The sequence below is a fragment of the Ideonella margarita genome (assembly GCF_038066635.1).
GTDB classification, from domain to species: domain Bacteria; phylum Pseudomonadota; class Gammaproteobacteria; order Burkholderiales; family Burkholderiaceae_C; genus Ideonella; species Ideonella margarita.
In genome coordinates this window covers 1-17,493 of sequence record NZ_JBBUTI010000001.1, presented here as the reverse complement: position 1 = coordinate 17,493, position 17,493 = coordinate 1, and the positions used below count along the sequence as shown (strand labels likewise).

The following is a 17,493-nucleotide window of genomic DNA, read 5'->3' as shown; positions in this document are numbered from 1 at the left end:
GTGGTTACCGCCAGATTATCCGCAGTTGTGGCCCCAGCGGGTTACCGACGCATTACAAGCGCCACGCCCCGAACTCGGGGGTGGCGCCAGCAGCATCAAAGGCCGCGGGTGGCGGCCACGTCGGCCACGGCCAGGGCCGTCATGTTGACGACGCGGCGCATGGTGGCCGACGGCGTCAGGATGTGCACCGGTGCCGCAGCGCCCAGCAGGATCGGGCCCACCGTGACGTTGTGGCCGGCCGTCACCTTCAGCACGTTGAACAGGATGTTCGCGGCGTCGATGTTCGGCAGCACCAGCACGTTGGCCGCGCCACTCAGCGTGGTCTCGGGCAGCACGGCCTGGCGGATGTCGTCAGACAGCGCCGCGTCGCCGTGCATTTCGCCGTCGCACTCGATGTGCGGGGCGCGCTTGACGAACAGATCACGGGCCGCGCGCGAACGCTTGGCGCTGGGGCGGCTGGAGCTGCCGTACATCGAGTGGCTCAGGAAGGCGACCTTCGGCGGCAGGCCGAAGCGCTGGACTTCATCGGCAGCCATCAGGGCAATCTCCGCCATTTCCTCGGCGCTGGGCAGTTCGTTGACAAAGGTGTCGGTGATGAACAGCGTGTGCTGGTCCAGCATCAACGCGTTCATCGTGGCCATCACGCCGGTGCCGGGGCGCGCGCCGATGACCGTCTTGACGTGCTCGAAGTGGGCATCGAAGCGGCCCACCAGGCCACACAGCATCGCGTCGGCGTCACCGCGCTTGACCAGCATCGATGCGATCAGCGTGTTGGAGCGGCGCAGCGCGGCCTTGGCGGCGTCGGGCGACACACCCTCGCGGCCCATCAGCTGGTGATAGGCCTCCCAGCAGGCGCGGTAACGCGGATCGTCTTCCGGATCGACCACCTCGAAGTCGACGCCCGGCTTCAGGCGCAGGCCGGCGCGCTCGATGCGCATGGCGATCACCGCGGGGCGGCCGATCAGGATCGGCTTGGCCAGACCTTCATCAAGCACCACCTGCACCGCGCGCAGAACGCGCTCGTCCTCGCCCTCGGCATACACCACGCGGGCGGCGTTGCGGGCGCAGGCCGCCTTCGCAGCCGTGAAGACCGGGCGCATGAACATGCCCGTCTGGTAGACGTAGCGGCTCAGGCTGTCGCGGTAGGCGGCCATGTCGGTGATGGGACGGGTGGCCACGCCACTGTCGGCTGCTGCCTGGGCCACGGCAGGTGCGATGCGCAGGATCAGGCGGGCATCGAACGGTGTCGGGATCAGGTAATCCGGGCCGAACTTCAGCTCCTTGCCGACGTAGGCGGCCGCCACCTCGTCCGAGGCTTCCGCCTTGGCCAGCGCCGCGATTTCGCGCACGCAGGCCAGCTTCATCTCTTCGGTGATGCGCGAGGCACCGCAGTCGAGCGCACCGCGGAAGATGTACGGGAAGCACAGGACGTTGTTGACCTGGTTCGGGTAGTCCGAGCGGCCGGTGGCGATGATGCAATCCGGCCGTGCGGCCTTGGCCAGCTCCGGGCGAATCTCGGGCTCGGGGTTGGCCAGCGCCAGGATGATGGGCTGGGCCGCCATGGTCTTCACCATCTCGGCCGTCAGCACGCCGGCCGCGGAGCAACCCAGGAACACGTCGGCGCCGTTGACCACGTCAGCCAAGGTGCTGTGCTCGGTCTGCTGGCAATAACGCTGCTTCGATTCGTCGAGCTTGTCGCCACGGCCGGCGCGGATCACGCCCTTGGAATCGCACACGAAGATGTTGGCCGGCTTCACGCCCAGGCCCACCATCAAGTCCAGGCAGGCGATGGCGGCGGCACCGGCGCCCGACACGGCCAGCTTGACCTCGTCGATGCGCTTGCCGACCAGTTCCAGGCCGTTCAGCAAGGCCGCGCCGGAGATGATGGCCGTGCCGTGCTGGTCGTCATGGAACACCGGAATGCTCAGGCGTTCACGCAGCTTCTTCTCGACGTAGAAGCACTCGGGCGCCTTGATGTCTTCGAGGTTGATGCCGCCGAGCGTGGGCTCCATCGCGGCAATGATCTCGACCAGCTTGTCGGGGTCGTTTTCAGCCAGCTCGATGTCAAACACATCGATGCCGGCGAACTTCTTGAACAGGCAGCCCTTGCCTTCCATCACCGGCTTGCTCGCCAGCGGGCCGATGTTGCCGAGGCCGAGCACGGCGGTGCCGTTGGTGATCACACCGACCAGGTTGGCGCGCGAGGTGTAGTCGGCGGCCAGCGTCGGCTCTTCCTCGATGGCCAGGCAGGCATAGGCCACACCGGGCGAGTACGCCAGACTCAGGTCGCGCTGATTCGACAGCGGCTTGGAGGGCGTGACGGCGATCTTGCCGCGCGTCGGGCTGCGGTGGTATTCCAGGGCAGCGTCACGCAGAGCTTGTTCGGCTGGGGACAGTGAAGGCTTGGTCATCGGCGGAAGGGGGTTTCAGCGGGGGGAATTGGCAATTTAGCCCGCCCCACCACTGCCCCTCGTCCGCAATCGCCACATCATGCAAAACTTGCATGGGGCGATGTTGCCCGGGCGAGCGCCCGGGCTCAGGCACTCAACCCGCAGCGCGACGGCTCAGGATCTCGAAAGCCGGCAGGGTCTTGCCTTCCAGCACTTCCAGGAAGGCGCCGCCACCGGTGGAGATGTAGCCGACGTCCTGCTCGATGCCGTACTTGGCGATGGCCGCCAGCGTGTCGCCACCACCAGCGATGCTGAACGCATCGGAGGCCGCCACGGCGCGGGCGATGGCCTCGGTGCCGTGCGAGAACGCATCGAACTCGAACACGCCCACCGGGCCGTTCCAGACGATGGTGCCGGAAGCCATGAGTTGCTCAGCCAGGATGGCGGCGGTCTTCGGTCCGATGTCGAGGATCAGGTCGTCGTCGGCCACGTCGGTGGCGGCCTTCACGGTGGCTTCAGCGGTGGCCGAGAAGGTCTTGGCACACACCACGTCCACCGGGATCGGCACAGCGGCGCCGCGTGCGGCCATCGCTTCGATCACGGCCTTGGCTTCACCAACCAGATCGACTTCCGCCAGGCTCTTGCCGATGTTCAGACCGGCGGCCAGCATGAAGGTGTTGGCGATGCCGCCACCCACGATCAGGCCGTCCACGTTGTTCGACAGGCTTTGCAGGATGGTCAGCTTGGTCGACACCTTGGAGCCGGCGACGATGGCCACCAGCGGGCGCTTCGGTTGCGCCAGCGCCTTGGTGATGGCGTCAATTTCTGCGGCCAGCAAGGGGCCGGCGCAGGCCACGGGGGCGTACTCGGCGATGCCGTAGGTGGTGGCTTCGGCGCGGTGCGCCGTGCCGAACGCGTCGTTGACGTAGATGTCGCACAGGGCGGCCATCTTCTTCGCCAGCTCGGCGTTGTTCTTCTTCTCGCCCTTGTTGACGCGGCAGTTTTCCAACAGCACCACCTCACCTGCAGCCACGGTCACGCCGTCAACCCAGCTGGACACCAGGCGCACTTCGCGGCCCAGCAGCTCGCCAAGGCGCTGGGCCACCGGGGCCAGCGAATCCTCGGCCTTGAACTCGCCTTCGGTCGGGCGGCCCAGGTGGGACGTCACCATCACGGCGGCGCCAGCCTTCAGCGCCAGCTCGATGCAGGGCACCGAGGCGCGCACGCGGGTGTCTTCGGTGATGTTGCCGGCGTCGTCCTGCGGCACGTTCAGGTCAGCACGGATGAAAACGCGCTGGCCCTGGGCACGGCCCTGGGCAACGAGGTCAGTGAAGCGGATCACGTTCATGATGAAGGCTTGTCTCTGAAAGGTTGGAAAGGAAAGGAAATCTCACTCGGCAAACGGTGTGCAATGCGCGGCGGCTACCAGCCCAGGCCGATGCGCAGGACCAGCATCACCGCGGTGCCGCTGAGGATGGTGCCGAGAATGCCACGCTGCCACCAGAACCACAGTCCCCCGGTCAAGGCGGCAAACAGGCGCGCGTCCTGCCAGGTGTGGATGAGCTGCCCCTGGGTCAGCACGATCTCGGGCACCACCACGGCCACCAGCGCGGCCAGCGGCGCATAACGCAGGGCCTCGCGCAGCCAGGTGGGAATGGGCACCTCGCGCTCGGGGATCAGGAAGAAGCCGCGGGTCAGCACCGTGATCAGCGCCAGCCCGGCAATCGTCAGCGCAGCTTCCCAGGTCGTCATGGTGCGCCCCCGGTGGTGCGGCCGGCCAGGGCCTGCTTGGCGTGGTCCATCATCACGCCCACGGCCACCGCAGCGGCAATCGCGATCACGATGTTGAGCTTCAGCGGCATGGCGTAGGCCGCCACCGATGCGCAGCCGGCCACCACCGCCGCCACCCAGGTGGCCTTGTCAGACAGCAGCGAGCCGGTCAGGCCCAGCAGCGCCAGCACGCCGGCAAAGCCCAGGCCCCACTGGCTTGGAATGACATCGGCCAGGAAGATGCCGGTGATCGACAACACATGCCAGGCCGTCCAGTTCACGGCCACGCCGCCCCAGAAGTAAGGCAGTTGCCCTTCCTCGGGCCGGGGCTCGGGGAAGCGGCGCATGAAGCAGACGTAGTTCAGGTCGGCGGTGAAGTACGACAGCACCAGCCGCTGCCGGCGCGGCAGATGTCCGAAATACGGACGCCAGCCGGCACTGAAGATGACGAACCGCAGGTTCACGCAGATGGCCGTGGCCCAGACCACCCAGATCGGCGCGCCGGCGGCAATCAGTGGCAGCGCCGCGAGTTGCGCGCTGCCGGCAAACACCAGCATCGACATCATCAGCGACAGCGGCAGGCCCAATCCGCTCTTGACCATCGCCATGCCGGTCACCAGACCCCAGGCACCGATGCCGAGGGCGATGCCCACCATGTCGCGCGCGCCGCGGCGGAATTCAGGGTGTTGCCAATGCGGCACAGGGGAGCTCATGCCGGCATTGTCCTATGCCGGCACCGTGCATCGATTCCGAACCGGGTACGGGCAGCGGACTGAGCCGGCGCGGCGGGGCCGGCGCCGGGTGTGGCATCCGGCCCGGGTCAACGCCCGCGCCCTGCGCCGCCTCAGTGGCCGGAGGCCTTCTTTGCCGGCTTCTCGTCGGCGCCGGCGTCTGCCTTGGCGCCGCCGTCGTCACCCTCGCCTTCAGGCTTGGGTTTCGGCTTGGGTTTCGGCTTGGGTTTGAGGTCTTCCGGCTTGATGACCGGAATCACCGGCTCGAGCTTGTTCTCGCGCATGTAGTCGTCCATCTCGCGCCAACCGGCGTAGATGGCGGACTTGTCACCCTTGGCGTTCAAGGTGTAGCAGTCTTCGATGGCCCGGCCGGCATGGCGGCAGGCAGCACCGATGGCCTTGCCCTCGCCGCTGCGCTTCTCCGGCGTCTCGATACCGAGCATGTCGCAGCCGGCGAGCATGCTCACCAGCGCCAGTACAGGCAGGGTCGTGGATCGGAAGAGGGTCATGGCCAAAAGGAAAAGGACACCACACGGTGTCCTCCTCTTATCGGCCGCGGCGGCAGGCACTTGAGCCTGCCGTGGGGCTCAGCGACGCATCTGCTGGGCCAGCGCCAGCAAGCGCTCCACCCGGTCTTCGGTGGCAGGGTGGGTCGAGAACAAGCCTCGCAGGCCACCACCGGACAGCGGGTTCATGATCATCATCTGGGCTGTTTCCGGGTGGCGCTCGGCGGCCTCCAGCGGCAGGCCCTGGGCGATGCGGTGGATCTTCTGCAGGGCCGAAGCCAGCGCTTCAGGATCACCCGAGATCTCGGCACCGCCACGGTCGGCTTCAAATTCACGGGCACGGCTGATGGCCATCTGGATCAGGCCGGCGGCCATCGGCGCCAGGATCATCACCATCAAACCCACCAGCGGGTTCGCAGGACGGCCCTCACTGTCGCGGCCGCCGAGCAGCATGCCGAAATTCGCCAGCATGCCGATGGCACCGGCCATGGTGGCGCTGATGGTCGAGATCAGGATGTCGCGGTGCTTCACGTGAGCCAGCTCGTGGGCCATGACGCCACGCAGTTCACGCTCGCTCAGCACCCGCAGGATGCCGGTGGTGGCCGCCACGGCGGCGTTGGCGGGGTTGCGGCCGGTGGCGAAGGCGTTGGGCGCATCTTCCTGGATGAGGTACACCCGCGGCATGGGCAGGTCGGCTTTCTGCGCCAACTCCTGGACCATGCGGTAGAACTGGGGCGCCGATTGCGCGTCGACCTCCTGCGCGTTGTACATGCGCAGGACCATCTTGTCCGAGAACCAGTAGCTGAAGAAGTTCATCCCCACGGCCACCAACAGCGCCAGCATCATGCCGGCCTGTCCACCCAGGGCGTTGCCCACGGCCATGAACAGCGCGGTGATGGCCGCCATCAGCACGGCGGTCTTGAGCAGGTTGAACATCGACTCGACCCTTTCAGTCAGGTGCCACGGGGCACATGCCCCAGGCCATCAGATGCGGCCGGGGAGCGGAAGTTCAAGTCAGGCGACGGCCAGCAGGTTTTTGCCCAGCAAGTCGGGATGCGCCTGCAGGAAGGCACTCACGGGCCCGCGCTTGCCGCCGGGCCGTTGCAGCTGCTGCAGCGACAAGGCGCCTTCGCCGCAAGCCACCACCAGGGCGCCGTCCGTCTGCGTCACGCTGCCGGGGGCAGCACCGTCACCGGGCACCACGCTGGCCTGCCAGACCTTCACCACCTCGCCGTCGCACTGGAAGCTGGCGCCAGGGAACGGGTCGAAGGCACGCACGCGCCGCTCAATCAGCGCTGCCGGCTCGCGCCAGTCGATGGCGCTTTCCGACTTGTCGATCTTGTGGGCGTAGGTCACGCCCTCAAAAGGCTGGGGTTCGCTCGGCAGGCGCCCCTGATTTGCCGTGCGCTGCAGCACGTCCACCATCATCCGGCCACCCATGGCGGCCAGGCGGTCGTGCAGCACCGCCGTCGTATCGGTCGGCAGAATGGCGTCGGTCTCGACGGCCAGCATGGCGCCGGTGTCCAGTCCGATGTCCATCTGCATCACCGTGATGCCGGTCAAGGCATCACCAGCCTCGATCGCCCGATGGATGGGCGCTGCACCGCGCCAGCGCGGCAGCACCGAGCCGTGGATGTTCAGGCACCCGAGCGGCGGCAAGTCCAGCACCCATTGCGGCAGGATCAGGCCGTACGCCGCCACCACCATCACGTCGATCTGGGCAGCTTGCAGCGCTGCCAGACCTTGCGCCGCTTCTTCGGGAAACTTGCCGTCCAGGCGCAGGCTGCGCGGCTGCGCCACCGGAATACCGTGCGACACCGCCAGCGCCTTCACGGGCGATGGCAGCAGCTTCATGCCGCGGCCGGCGGGGCGGTCGGGCTGGGTCAGCACCAGCGGCACGTCAATGCCGGCGTCCAGCAGCGCCTGCAGGGCCACGGCCGCAAACTCGGGCGTGCCCGCAAAGGCCACGCGCAAAGGCTTGTTCACCGACATGCTCAGCGGCGCTTCTGCTCGTCGCGGGTCTTCTTGATCATCTTGGTCTTGATGCGCTCGCGCTTGAGCGGGCTGAGGTACTCCACGAACACCTTGCCCATCAGGTGGTCCATCTCGTGCTGCACGCAGACGGCCGTCAGGCCCTCGGCGTCCATCTCGAAGGTCTGGCCGTTGCGGTCCAGGGCACGCACCGTGACGCGGGCGTGACGAGGCACCTCGTCATAGATCGTCGGCACGGACAGGCAGCCCTCTTCGCCCATCGACATCTCGTCGCTCACCTTCACCAGCTCGGGGTTGATCAGCACCACCGGCTGGTCGCGCTTTTCCGAGGTGTCCATCACGATGAGGCGCTTGTGCACATCCACCTGCGTGGCGGCCAGGCCCACGCCTTCAGCGTCGTACATGGTCTCGAACATGTCGTCGATCAGGCGCCGCATGGCATCGTCGACTTCCGCCACGGGGGCGGCCACCGTATGGAGGCGCGGGTCAGGAAAGCGAAGGATCGGGAGCATGGCCATGGCTGGGAAAACGATGAGGACACCTTACACGGCGTCACAGATGTTGAAAGCACGCAACGTCCGGGCCTGATTCCGCCACAACGGGGGGATCACGGCTCGGCCAGTTTCATTGCGACATCAAGGGTTTAGGGGCAGAATTTGCGGAGAATTCTCAGCATTGCCGGCGGGTAGCACCGACGATCTGGTGGCCTGTCCGCCTTTTGTCGCTACCCGGAATTGTTGCACCGTCCCAGATTTCCGGCTCGTCGCCCGGGAGAGTCCATCCATGAGCCGTAAATTTCCTGGCGTTCGCGCCGTGTTTCCAACCACCTTGCTGCTGGCCTTGACGCTGGCCAATGGCACTGCCAACGCGGCCGACTTCCCCATCACCAGCTCGCAGCGCAGCACCGCACAGCAGGTGTCGCAGGCCGGGGTTCCGCTGTCGGAGCTGGCGGCTGATGCACCCGACAGCTACACGGTGAAGAAGGGTGACACGCTCTGGGACATCTCAAAGTTGTTCCTGAAGAGCCCGTGGCGCTGGCCCGAGCTCTGGGGCATGAACCTGGACCAGATCCGCAATCCGCACCTGATTTATCCAGGGCAAGTGCTGTTCCTCGACAAGTCCAACGGCCGTGCACGCCTGTCGGTGGGGCGCCCCCTGCAGGGCAACGGTCAGGGCGGTGACGGAAAACTGTCACCCCGCATCCGCGAAGAGCTGCTGGACAACAGCGCCATCGCTTCGGTGCCGATGCACCTGATCGGCCCGTTCCTGAACGAAGCCGTGGTGTTTGACGATGACCGCCTGGCCGTGGCGCCGCGTATCGTGGCCACCCAGGAAGGTCGCGTCCTGCTGTCGCGCGGTGAAACCGCTTATGTGCGCGGCGATGTGTCTGCCGCCCGCACCTGGCAGGTGTTCCGCTCGCCCAAGCCCCTGATCGACCCGGGCACAGGCGAAGTGCTGGGCTACGAAGCCCGCCATGTGGGCACGGCCGAGTTGAAGACCGTGGGCAGCGAAAGCGAAGCCGCGGTGGTGCCGTCCACCTTCACCGTCAGCCAACTGCGCGAAGAAGCCAATGTGGGCGACCGCCTGGCGCCGCTGCCGCCGTCCGAGCAAGACGCGTTTGCACCGCACCCTCCAGGCCAGAACATCGCCGGTCGCATCATCTCGGTGTATGGCGATGGCCTGAATGCCGGCCAGAACCAGATCGTGGCCCTGAACAAGGGCAAGCGTGACGGCCTGGAGCGCGGCCACGTGCTTGCGCTGTGGCGTTCAGGCACCGTGCGGCCTGACCTGACGGCGCCTGACCGCCAGCTGATGACCTTGCCCGACGAGCGCCATGGCATGTTGTTTGTGTTCCGCGTCTTTGAGCGGGTCTCCTACGCCTTGATCCTGCAAGTGCAGGCACCGGTGCAAGGTGGCGACCGCTTTACCCAACCCTGACCAACCGGTCGACGCCAACCCGCCCGGCGCGGGCTTGAGCGAGGACGAGCTGCCCGCCTGGTTGCAGCTTGTCTTCTGTGATGGCCTGGGCGCTGCGGCCATCCGGCAACTGCTGGCTGCATTCGGCAGCCCCGCCAGCGTGTTGGCCGCGTCAGCCTCCGCCTGGCGCAGCGTGGCGGGTGGGCGCGCAGCCACGGCACTATCAAAGCCCTCCCCCGCCCATAGGGCCGACCGCCTGAGCGCGACGCTGCAGTGGCTGCGAGGCGGCGCTCACCGCCACGTGCTGAGCCTGGGTTGCCCGGCTTACCCGGCCAGCCTGCTGAACACGGCAGACCCACCCTCGCTGTTGTTCGCGGAAGGCCGCTTGGCACTGCTGAACCAGCCGAGCCTGGCGATCGTGGGAAGCCGGCATGCCACCCCGCAAGGTGTGGACAACGCGGCCGCCTTCGCCAAGCACCTGAGCGAAGCCGGCTGGTGCGTGGTCTCGGGGCTGGCCCTGGGCATCGACGGTGCGGCACACCGGGGCGGGCTGCAGGGCCGTGGCGGCACCATCGCGGTGGTGGGCACCGGCCTCGACATCCACTACCCCAAACGCCACGACGCTCTGGCTCGCGAGATTGCCGCCACCGGCCTGATGTTGAGCGAGTTTTCGCCCGGCACGCCCCCGCTGCGTGACCACTTTCCGCGCCGCAACCGCATCATTGCCGGGCTGACACGCGGGACGTTGGTGGTTGAAGCCGCCATGGCGTCAGGCTCACTGATCACGGCGCGGCTGGCCAGCGAATGTGGCCGCGAGGTGTTTGCCATTCCCGGCTCCATCCACGCCCCCCAAGCGAAAGGCTGTCACTGGCTGATCAAGAACGGCGCCAAGCTCGTCGAGACGGCGCAGGACATTCTTGAAGAGCTGCGCGCCGAGCCCGGACCGGCTGCGGCCACCGGTGTCGTTGATGCCGGCAATCCGCCGCCAGCGGAGTCGCTGCTCGAAGACCCGCTGCTGAGCGCCATGGGGCACGACCCGGTGTCACTGGACGCCCTGGAGGCGCGCACCGGGTGGCCGCTGGCGCAGTTGCAGGCCCAGCTGCTGACCCTGGAACTGGATGGGCATGTGCAGCGCCTGCCAGGCGGATTGATGCAGCGGCGCACGGCCGCATGAAGCGGGGAAACACCGTGACTTGCTCGGCTTTCTCGGGCAGCCCGGTTCGGCCCCCTCGGTTATAGTCAGTTCATGTTTGATGTGCTGGTCTATGTCTACGAGAACTATTGGCGGCCTGATGCCTGCCCGGATCCCGAGCAGCTGACCCGCAAACTGTCAGCCGTCGGCTTCGAATCCGACGAGATCCAGGATGCGCTGATCTGGCTGGCTGGTCTGGCAGAAAGTGCCGAATCGGGCACAGGCACAGGCACGGGCTCCGGCCCGCAAAGCATGCGGATCTACCTGCCCAGCGAGATGGAACTGCTGGGTGACGAGTCGATTGGCTTCATCACCTTCCTCGAATCAGCTGGCGTGCTGCCCGCGCCGATGCGCGAGCTGGTGATTGATCGCGCCACCGCCATCGGCGAGCCCATCGATCTGGACGCGCTCAAGATCATCGTCCTGATGGTGTTCTGGAGCTTGGGCGAAGAGCCCGATGCGCTGGTGCTCGACGAGCTGTTCGTCGCCCCCGAAGACCGCCTGATCCACTGAAACAAACCGGTTGGCGCCTGGCGCCAGTGCCCAGTCGTCAGGTGTTGGTTATCCCAACTCAGTTCAGCAACGCCGGTTCTGCATTGATCCGGTTGATGGCTTGGCGTGTGGCCGCCAGAGTCAGCGACTCGTCTTGTGCAGGCACCAGCAAGCCGGCCTGCAGGTAGGCCGCCAGACGCGCCTTCTGGAACAACACGCAACGGCCACGCGGCGCCGCAAACAGCGACAGCTGCTTGTGCATGCCCTGCCAGGCCAGACGCACCACCTCGCTGCGGCCACGGTATTCCAGGCGGAACGCCGTGCCGATCGACAGCTCGGTCGCGGCCGTGAGCATCGCGGGGGTCGGCATGGAGCCGCCATCGGCCACGATTTCGAGGTTCTCGCTGTTCGGATGGCTGTCGTCCAGCACCCAGGTTTCGTCGATCTCGAAATCGTCGTCGGGCAACATTTCCTCGATGGTCTCGAGGCGCTTCTTCAGGTCTTCCAGCTGGCTCGGCGAAATCACCGTGGCGCGGGCACCAAAGGCTGCCGTCAGGGCGAAGTTCAGCGACTTCATCGCCTCTTCCTGCTTGCCGGCCGCCATGGAGGCGGTATTCATGCCCTGGCGCAGGGTGGCCAGCAAAGGCGGCAGACGACGAATCACTTCTGCCCGCTCTTCACGTGAACTCTTGGCGCTGGCCGTCCACATCAGCTCCGCGGCGGCTTCACGAACCACACGCACGGCATCACTGTTCGGGCCGTGGCGCACGGCCGTGGTGGCCAGCACATCGGCCCAGATGTGGAACAGGAAGTCGCGAACGCCTTCCTGCACCGGCATCTCGCTGAGCAGCTTGCGCATCTCGATGGTGTACTGGATGGCCAGGGTTTCGCGCTGCTCGATCTGCTGCGCCAGCGACACACCGACCTTGGCACCTTCGTGCTGATCGCGGTAGTAGCCTTCCAGGAAGCGCTCGAACTCGTTGAGCACGGTCTGGAAAACGCGGCGGCCGGTGTCGGGGAAAGCCTCGACCACCTGAACCACGCGCTTGATTTCGGTTTCCAGCGCGGGGCCGATGCTTTCGGCGCCACCCTCAAAGCCCATCACGCAGGCGCCCATGCGGTCGATCAGGCGACGCGCCGGGTGATCGGTGCTGGAGAAAAAGTCTGGCTCGGCAATTGCCACGCGCAGCACGGGCATCTGCAGGCGCGCAAACCACACGCGCAGCGCCGCCGGAATGCGGTCTTCGGTGAGGATCGACTGGAACAGCAGCGCGACCAGTTCGATGGTGGCGCGCTCAGCAGGGGTGCTGGCGGCCTGCTTGAGCGCGGCCTGGCGCTCGCGCAACTCGCGCATCAGGGCCGACGGCGATACCCCACCGTCGAGCACGGAGCCCGAGGAGTTGACGACCACCCCGGCCTCAGCCTTGGCGACCAGGCGTTCCTGGGCCTGCGCCATTGCGTGCGCCAGTTGCGCCGAAGCCGGCCTGGCATTGGCCACATCACGGAAGCCCGGCACGTGCCGCTCCATGATGTCGCTGAATCGCTCCAGCACGATGTGCGGCTGCCCGAGGCTGGGCGCCTGGCGCGTCATCATGCGGGTTTCATCGAAGCTCATGCCGGTGTGAACATGCCCCGACATCGGGCCGCCCGATGAGTAGGCTTGTCCGCCGGTGTCGCCGTTGGCGACATGGGCGCCCTGCGGTTCGCTGGCGTGCTGCGCCCCGGAAAAACCAGCACCAGCAGTTTGGGTGCCTTGCCAGCCCGGGCCTCCAGCCGCTTGGCCTGATGCGTTGCCGCCGCCTTGCACGGCACCACCGCCGTTGTTGCCACCGCCGTTGTTGGCACCTCCACCAAAGGCCGGACGCATCGACAAGGCACGTTGCTGAGCGGCAGCCTGGGCGGCAGGGGCCACCAGGTCAGGCAGCACGCTCTTGAGCGCGGCGCTGACGGACACGGGGGCCGAACCAGCGTTGGCATGGGTGGCCGCCACATCGTCGCCGGACGCCTGGATCGTCGCTTCGGCGCCGCGGGTTGAATCAAGCCCGGCCACTTGCGTGGGCGAGCCATCGGCGCGACGAATGAACTGGCGCAGGTCGACCTCGGGCATCACGCCCCGCTCAACCAGCCAGCGATTGGTTTCGTGATAGGCCTCTTCGCAGCGCTTGGCCACAGCCGGTTGCATCACGTCGTGAACCACTTGCCAGGCGTCGAGGGACAGGCCGGCGTCGGTCCACGAGCGGATCACGCAGCGCGCCAGGCTCAAGGGGCGCAGCAGGTCATCGTCGTCGAGTTCAGGCTTGCCCGTGATCTGGATGGCGCGGGCACGCAGGTCGGCGTACTCCCAGGTGCAGCGGTCCATGATGGCGAGCGACAACCGGGACTTCAGGATCTCACGCTGCACCGTGGCGTCGTCCACCAGCTCCAGCGCGCGGTCGCCCTGCAGCGAAGACAGCAAGGCGCCGGTACTGGTGTTGAGTGATGAGGCCAGCGACATGCGGTCGCGGATCTGTTCGGTCAGCTGGACCGGCCAGTCGGCGCCACGCTGCATCAACTCCTGCAACATGTCGCGGCGCTGCTGCGCAACTGCGCGCTCTGCCGGCTTGTCCGCCACATCCTGGGCCGCCTGCATGGCCTGGTCCAGCCAGGCTTGGACGTCGCGCACCAGATGTTCGGCAAAGAACATCCGGGCTTGTCCAATCAATCCGTCGCTGGGGGCGTTCTCAGGCATGTACAGGCAATGGTGGCAGCCCGACGCGGGCGAAGATCAGCGCTGACTCTACACCACGGCGCCGGAGTTCGGATCGTCCGGGTCACCCGCTTCGCGCACAGGTGCCGCCTTGACGAGATCTTCACGTTTCACACCCAGCCACATGGCAATTGCAGCAGCCACGAACACCGACGAATAGATGCCGAAGCAGATGCCGATGGTCAGTGCCACGGCAAAGAACTTGAGGGTCGGGCCGCCAAACAGCAACATCGACAAGACCATCATCTGGGTCGACCCGTGGGTGATGATCGTGCGGCTCATGGTGGAGGTGATCGCGTGGTCGATGACTTCCGCCGTATCCAGCTTGCGGTACTTCCGGAAGGCCTCGCGGATCCGGTCGAAGATCACCACCGACTCATTCACCGAGTAACCCAGCACCGCCAGCACCGCCGCCAGCACCGAGAGCGAGAACTCCCACTGGAAGAAGGCGAAGAAGCCCAGGATGATGACGATGTCGTGCAGGTTGGCGATGATGGCTGCAACCGAGAACTTCCACTCGAAGCGCAGGGCCAGGTAAGCCATGATGCCCAGCACGACCACGATCATGGCCTTGGCGCCGTCTTGCGCCAGCTCATCGCCCACCGAAGGGCCGACGAATTCGGTACGCGACAGCTTCAGGGGCTCGACACCCTTGGCAACGCAGGCCGAGCGGCTGAGCTGCTCACCCTTGGGCGTGGTTTCCTGACGCTGCTCGACGACACCTGACTCGGCCTTGCACAGCTCGGCAAAGACGCGGCCGGAAAGCTCCGACTGCTTGAGCTTGCGATCCACCGGCAGGCGGATCATCACGTCGCGCGAGGTGCCGAAGTTCTGCACCTGCACTTCGCCCAGCTTCATGGCCTCGACCACGGCGCGCGTGCGCTCGAGATCGGCCGGCTGCGCGTACTCGACCTCGACCACCGTACCGCCGGTGAATTCGATCGAGAGATGCAGGCCCCGGGTGACGAGGAAGAAGACAGCTGCGAAGAACGTCAGCGCCGAGATGATGTTGAACACCAGCGCATGCCGCATGAACGGGATGTCGCGCCGGATCCGGAAAAATTCCATGGAGAAACTCCTGAGAGGTAACGGCTGAAGCGCGCTTCAGACCGGATCAGCGGATTGGGCGGCGGCAGCGTCACCATCGGGACGCCACACCTGACCAATCGACACCGATTTGAGCTTCTTCTGGCGGCCGTACCAGAGGTTCACCAGGCCGCGCGAGAACATCACGGCCGAGAACATCGACGTCAGGATGCCCAGGCAGTGCACCACGGCAAAGCCGCGGATCGGGCCGGAACCGAAGGCCAGCAAGGCCAGGCCTGCGATGAGCGTCGTGACGTTCGAGTCGAGGATGGTGGCCCATGCGCGCTCATAGCCCGCATGGATGGCCGCCTGCGGTGACGCACCAGCCCGCAATTCCTCGCGGACCCGTTCGTTGATCAGCACGTTGGCGTCAATCGCCATGCCGAGCGCCAGCGCGATGGCGGCAATGCCGGGCAGCGACAACGTCGCCTGCAGCATCGACAGGATGGCCAGCAGCATCAGCAGGTTGAATGCCAGAGCCAGCGTCGAGAACATGCCGAACAGTGCGTAGTACAGGCACATGAACACGGCGATGGCGGCGAAGCCGTACACCACGCTGTGGAAGCCCATGCTGATGTTTTCAGCACCCAGGCTCGGGCCGATCGTGCGCTCTTCGATGATTTCCATCGGCGCAGCCAGCGAGCCCGCGCGCAGCAGCAGCGCCGTGTCGTTGGCTTCCTGGGTGGTCATGCGGCCGGAGATCTGGAAGCGGTTGCCCAGCTCGCCACGAATCACCGGGGCCGTGATGACTTCGCCCTTGCCCTTCTCGAACAGCAGGATGGCCATGCGCTTGCCGACGTTCTCGCGGGAGATGTCGCGCATGATGCGTCCGCCGTTGGCGTCCACCGTCAGGTGCACGGCAGGCTGCTGGTGGTCATCAAAGCCCGGCTGGGCATCGGCCAGGCTGTCACCCGTGAGGATGACCTGGCGCTTGACGATCAACGGACCGCCGCTGCGCTCGACATAACGCTCGGTACCGAACGGCACGGGCGCCGCACCGGTGGCCGCAGCGGCCGCCTCGGCGCTGTCGTCGACCATGCGCAACTCCAGCGTCGCGGTGCGGCCGATGATGTCCTTGGCCTTGGCGGTGTCCTGCACGCCAGGCAGCTGAACGACCACGCGGTCGATGCCTTGCTGCTGGATCACCGGCTCGGCAACGCCAAGCTCGTTCACGCGGTTGTGCAGCGTGGTGATGTTCTGCTTGATCGCGGCTTCCTGCACCTTGATGGCGGCGAGGGGCTTCAAGCTGCCGCTGAGGCTCAGATCGCCGGAGGGCGAGGTGCCTTCCGTCCACTGCACGTCTGGCAGTGTGTCGGTCAGCAGGTTCAGCGCCGCCGTGCGGGTGCCCGCATCACGGAAATTGACCAGGACGGTGTTGCCGTCACGGGTGACGCCCGCGTGGCGGATGTTCTTGTCACGCAGGGACGTGCGGATGTCGCCGGTGAGTGCTTCGGCCTTCTTGGTCAACGCCGACTTCATGTCGACCTGCATCAGGAAGTGCACGCCACCGCGCAGGTCGAGGCCCAGGTACATCGGCAAGGCGTGCAGGCTGCGCAGCCATTGCGGCGAGCGCGACACGAGGTTCAGCGCAACGATGTAGGACGGGTCGGTCGGGTCGGTGTTCAGAGCCTGGGACAGCACGTCCTTGGCCTTGATCTGGGTGTCGGTATCGGCGAGACGCGCCTTGACCGAATTACCCTCGAACTGGACATAGTCCGCGTTGATGCTGGCGGCCTTCAAGGCGGCTTCAACGCGGCCGGCAAAGGCGGCGTCGACCTTGACCGTGACCTTGGCGCTGGAAACCTGGACGGCAGGCGCTTCGCCAAAGAAGTTGGGCAGGGTGTAGATCAGGCCGATGACCAGCGCGAGCGCCAGGACAACGTACTTCCACAAGGGGTAACGATTCATGGGAATGTTCGCTGCCCCGGTGGGCCGCGCCATGTGACGAAGGGCGAGCGGCGTTGAAGCCGCCCGCTCGCAACAGATTTACTTCAGGGAGCCCTTGGGCAGCACTTGCACGACGGAGGCGCGCTGCACCTGAATCTCGACGTCCTTGGCCACTTCAACGTGGATCAGGCTGTCAGAGATCTTGGACACACGGCCCAGGATGCCGCCACCGATCACGACTTCATCACCCTTGGCGAGGGCGTCGATCATGGCCTTGTGCTCTTTCTGGCGCTTCATCTGCGGGCGGATCATGATGAAGTACAGCACCACGAACATCAGCACCAGCGGCAGGAATTGCATCAGGCTGGAGGCGCCGCCAGCGGCAGCGGCGGCAGGTGCGGTTTGGGCGTAAGCGTCGGAAATGAACACGTCTGAAAATCCTTGTGGAATGGCCCTGCCGCACGCGAGGTGCGCACGCAGGTTGGCGCGATTGTAGGTGGGGCGGGAGGCTGCGGTTTCAAGCGCAGCAACCTGCAGGGATTACCCGGGCGCCGCAAGGTTCCGGCCGGGCGGCTGCGACTTGCGAAATCCGCGCCAGGCAGCCCGTGCGTGATGGCGCGCAGATGGATGACGCGATGATTCAGAGAGGCCCAGAAACGCCAAAGTGAAGCGCCCCGGGTTTCATGGAGGCCCGTTGGGTTAAGTCAGGCTTCCGTCAAGGCAGTCTGACTGGCGAGTTGCCGGTAGTAGTTTGCCTCAGCCTCTGCGGGTGGGATGTACCCGA

The 17,493-nt window shown here is 66.1% G+C and carries 15 protein-coding genes; 3 read left to right on the top strand and 12 right to left on the bottom strand.

Annotation, left to right across the window (positions count from 1 at the left end; genetic code table 11):
- Window positions 1-95: 95 nt before the first annotated feature.
- From AACH00_RS00075 to def, 8 genes are all read right to left on the bottom strand, one after another.
- Window positions 96-2,411: an NADP-dependent malic enzyme gene (locus AACH00_RS00075; RefSeq protein WP_341396896.1), complete on the bottom strand. Its 2,316-nt coding sequence runs from the start codon at window positions 2,409-2,411 to the stop codon at window positions 96-98.
- A 133-nt stretch (window positions 2,412-2,544) separates the two neighbouring features.
- Window positions 2,545-3,738: a phosphoglycerate kinase gene (locus AACH00_RS00070; RefSeq protein ID WP_341396895.1), complete on the bottom strand. Its 1,194-nt coding sequence runs from the start codon at window positions 3,736-3,738 to the stop codon at window positions 2,545-2,547.
- A gap of 74 nt (window positions 3,739-3,812) precedes the next feature.
- The gene (locus tag AACH00_RS00065) at window positions 3,813-4,142 is read right to left on the bottom strand and encodes an AzlD domain-containing protein (RefSeq protein ID WP_341396894.1); all 330 of its coding nucleotides are present in this window, start codon (window positions 4,140-4,142) and stop codon (window positions 3,813-3,815) included.
- Entirely contained in the window at window positions 4,139-4,873 is a 735-nt protein-coding gene (locus AACH00_RS00060) for an AzlC family ABC transporter permease (protein ID WP_341396893.1), read from the bottom strand. Before AACH00_RS00060 ends, AACH00_RS00065 begins: the two co-directional genes overlap by 4 nt.
- Before the next feature lie 131 nt (window positions 4,874-5,004).
- Window positions 5,005-5,400, bottom strand: a complete 396-nt coding sequence (locus AACH00_RS00055; RefSeq protein ID WP_341396892.1) for a hypothetical protein — start codon at window positions 5,398-5,400, stop codon at window positions 5,005-5,007.
- A gap of 78 nt (window positions 5,401-5,478) precedes the next feature.
- Complete coding sequence (gene htpX, locus AACH00_RS00050) at window positions 5,479-6,333, bottom strand: zinc metalloprotease HtpX (RefSeq protein WP_341396891.1); 855 nt, start codon at window positions 6,331-6,333, stop codon at window positions 5,479-5,481.
- Between the two features lie 78 nt (window positions 6,334-6,411).
- Window positions 6,412-7,371 (bottom strand): methionyl-tRNA formyltransferase, encoded by a 960-nt coding sequence (gene fmt / locus AACH00_RS00045; protein WP_341397452.1) that lies wholly within the window; start codon window positions 7,369-7,371, stop codon window positions 6,412-6,414.
- 20 nt (window positions 7,372-7,391) lie between these two features.
- Window positions 7,392-7,907: a peptide deformylase gene (gene def, locus AACH00_RS00040; RefSeq protein WP_341396890.1), complete on the bottom strand. Its 516-nt coding sequence runs from the start codon at window positions 7,905-7,907 to the stop codon at window positions 7,392-7,394.
- 265 nt (window positions 7,908-8,172) lie between these two features.
- Here def and AACH00_RS00035 point away from each other — a divergent pair, with 265 nt between their 5' ends.
- The 3 genes from AACH00_RS00035 (at window position 8,173) to AACH00_RS00025 (ending at window position 11,011) form a co-directional block, all read left to right on the top strand.
- A complete protein-coding gene (locus AACH00_RS00035) occupies window positions 8,173-9,327 on the top strand; it encodes a LysM peptidoglycan-binding domain-containing protein (RefSeq protein ID WP_341396889.1) in 1,155 nt (384 codons plus the stop codon).
- A 34-nt stretch (window positions 9,328-9,361) separates the two neighbouring features.
- The gene (gene dprA / locus AACH00_RS00030) at window positions 9,362-10,480 is read left to right on the top strand and encodes a DNA-processing protein DprA (RefSeq protein WP_341397451.1); all 1,119 of its coding nucleotides are present in this window, start codon (window positions 9,362-9,364) and stop codon (window positions 10,478-10,480) included.
- Window positions 10,481-10,552: 72 nt separating this feature from the next.
- Window positions 10,553-11,011, top strand: a complete 459-nt coding sequence (locus AACH00_RS00025) for a Smg family protein (protein WP_341396888.1) — start codon at window positions 10,553-10,555, stop codon at window positions 11,009-11,011.
- Window positions 11,012-11,069: 58 nt separating this feature from the next.
- Here the strand turns inward: AACH00_RS00025 and AACH00_RS00020 are convergent, their stop codons facing one another.
- The 4 genes from AACH00_RS00020 to yajC form a co-directional block, all read right to left on the bottom strand.
- Window positions 11,070-13,718: a DUF1631 family protein gene (locus AACH00_RS00020; RefSeq protein ID WP_341396887.1), complete on the bottom strand. Its 2,649-nt coding sequence runs from the start codon at window positions 13,716-13,718 to the stop codon at window positions 11,070-11,072.
- A 48-nt stretch (window positions 13,719-13,766) separates the two neighbouring features.
- Window positions 13,767-14,804 carry a protein translocase subunit SecF gene (gene secF, locus AACH00_RS00015; RefSeq protein ID WP_341396886.1) on the bottom strand — a complete coding sequence of 346 codons (1,038 nt, stop codon included), beginning with the start codon at window positions 14,802-14,804 and terminating at the stop codon, window positions 13,767-13,769.
- A gap of 36 nt (window positions 14,805-14,840) precedes the next feature.
- On the bottom strand, window positions 14,841-16,730 hold the full coding sequence (secD, locus tag AACH00_RS00010) for a protein translocase subunit SecD (protein WP_341396885.1): 1,890 nt from the start codon (window positions 16,728-16,730) through the stop codon (window positions 14,841-14,843).
- Between the two features lie 78 nt (window positions 16,731-16,808).
- A complete protein-coding gene (yajC, locus tag AACH00_RS00005) occupies window positions 16,809-17,138 on the bottom strand; it encodes a preprotein translocase subunit YajC (RefSeq protein ID WP_341396884.1) in 330 nt (109 codons plus the stop codon).
- Window positions 17,139-17,493: the final 355 nt, after the last annotated feature.

Bases quoted from the DNA above. Each gene is read 5' to 3' on its own strand.
- AACH00_RS00075 (WP_341396896.1), bottom strand. From the start codon at position 2,411: ATGACCAAGCCTTCACTGTCCCCAGCCGAACAAGCTCTGCGTGACGCT.
- AACH00_RS00070 (WP_341396895.1), bottom strand. From the start codon at position 3,738: ATGAACGTGATCCGCTTCACTGACCTCGTTGCCCAGGGCCGTGCCCAG.
- AACH00_RS00065 (WP_341396894.1), bottom strand. From the start codon at position 4,142: ATGACGACCTGGGAAGCTGCGCTGACGATTGCCGGGCTGGCGCTGATC.
- AACH00_RS00060 (WP_341396893.1), bottom strand. From the start codon at position 4,873: ATGAGCTCCCCTGTGCCGCATTGGCAACACCCTGAATTCCGCCGCGGC.
- AACH00_RS00055 (WP_341396892.1), bottom strand. From the start codon at position 5,400: ATGACCCTCTTCCGATCCACGACCCTGCCTGTACTGGCGCTGGTGAGC.
- htpX (WP_341396891.1), bottom strand. From the start codon at position 6,333: ATGTTCAACCTGCTCAAGACCGCCGTGCTGATGGCGGCCATCACCGCG.
- def (WP_341396890.1), bottom strand. From the start codon at position 7,907: ATGGCCATGCTCCCGATCCTTCGCTTTCCTGACCCGCGCCTCCATACG.
- AACH00_RS00035 (WP_341396889.1), top strand. From the start codon at position 8,173: ATGAGCCGTAAATTTCCTGGCGTTCGCGCCGTGTTTCCAACCACCTTG.
- AACH00_RS00025 (WP_341396888.1), top strand. From the start codon at position 10,553: ATGTTTGATGTGCTGGTCTATGTCTACGAGAACTATTGGCGGCCTGAT.
- AACH00_RS00020 (WP_341396887.1), bottom strand. From the start codon at position 13,718: ATGCCTGAGAACGCCCCCAGCGACGGATTGATTGGACAAGCCCGGATG.
- secF (WP_341396886.1), bottom strand. From the start codon at position 14,804: ATGGAATTTTTCCGGATCCGGCGCGACATCCCGTTCATGCGGCATGCG.
- secD (WP_341396885.1), bottom strand. From the start codon at position 16,730: ATGAATCGTTACCCCTTGTGGAAGTACGTTGTCCTGGCGCTCGCGCTG.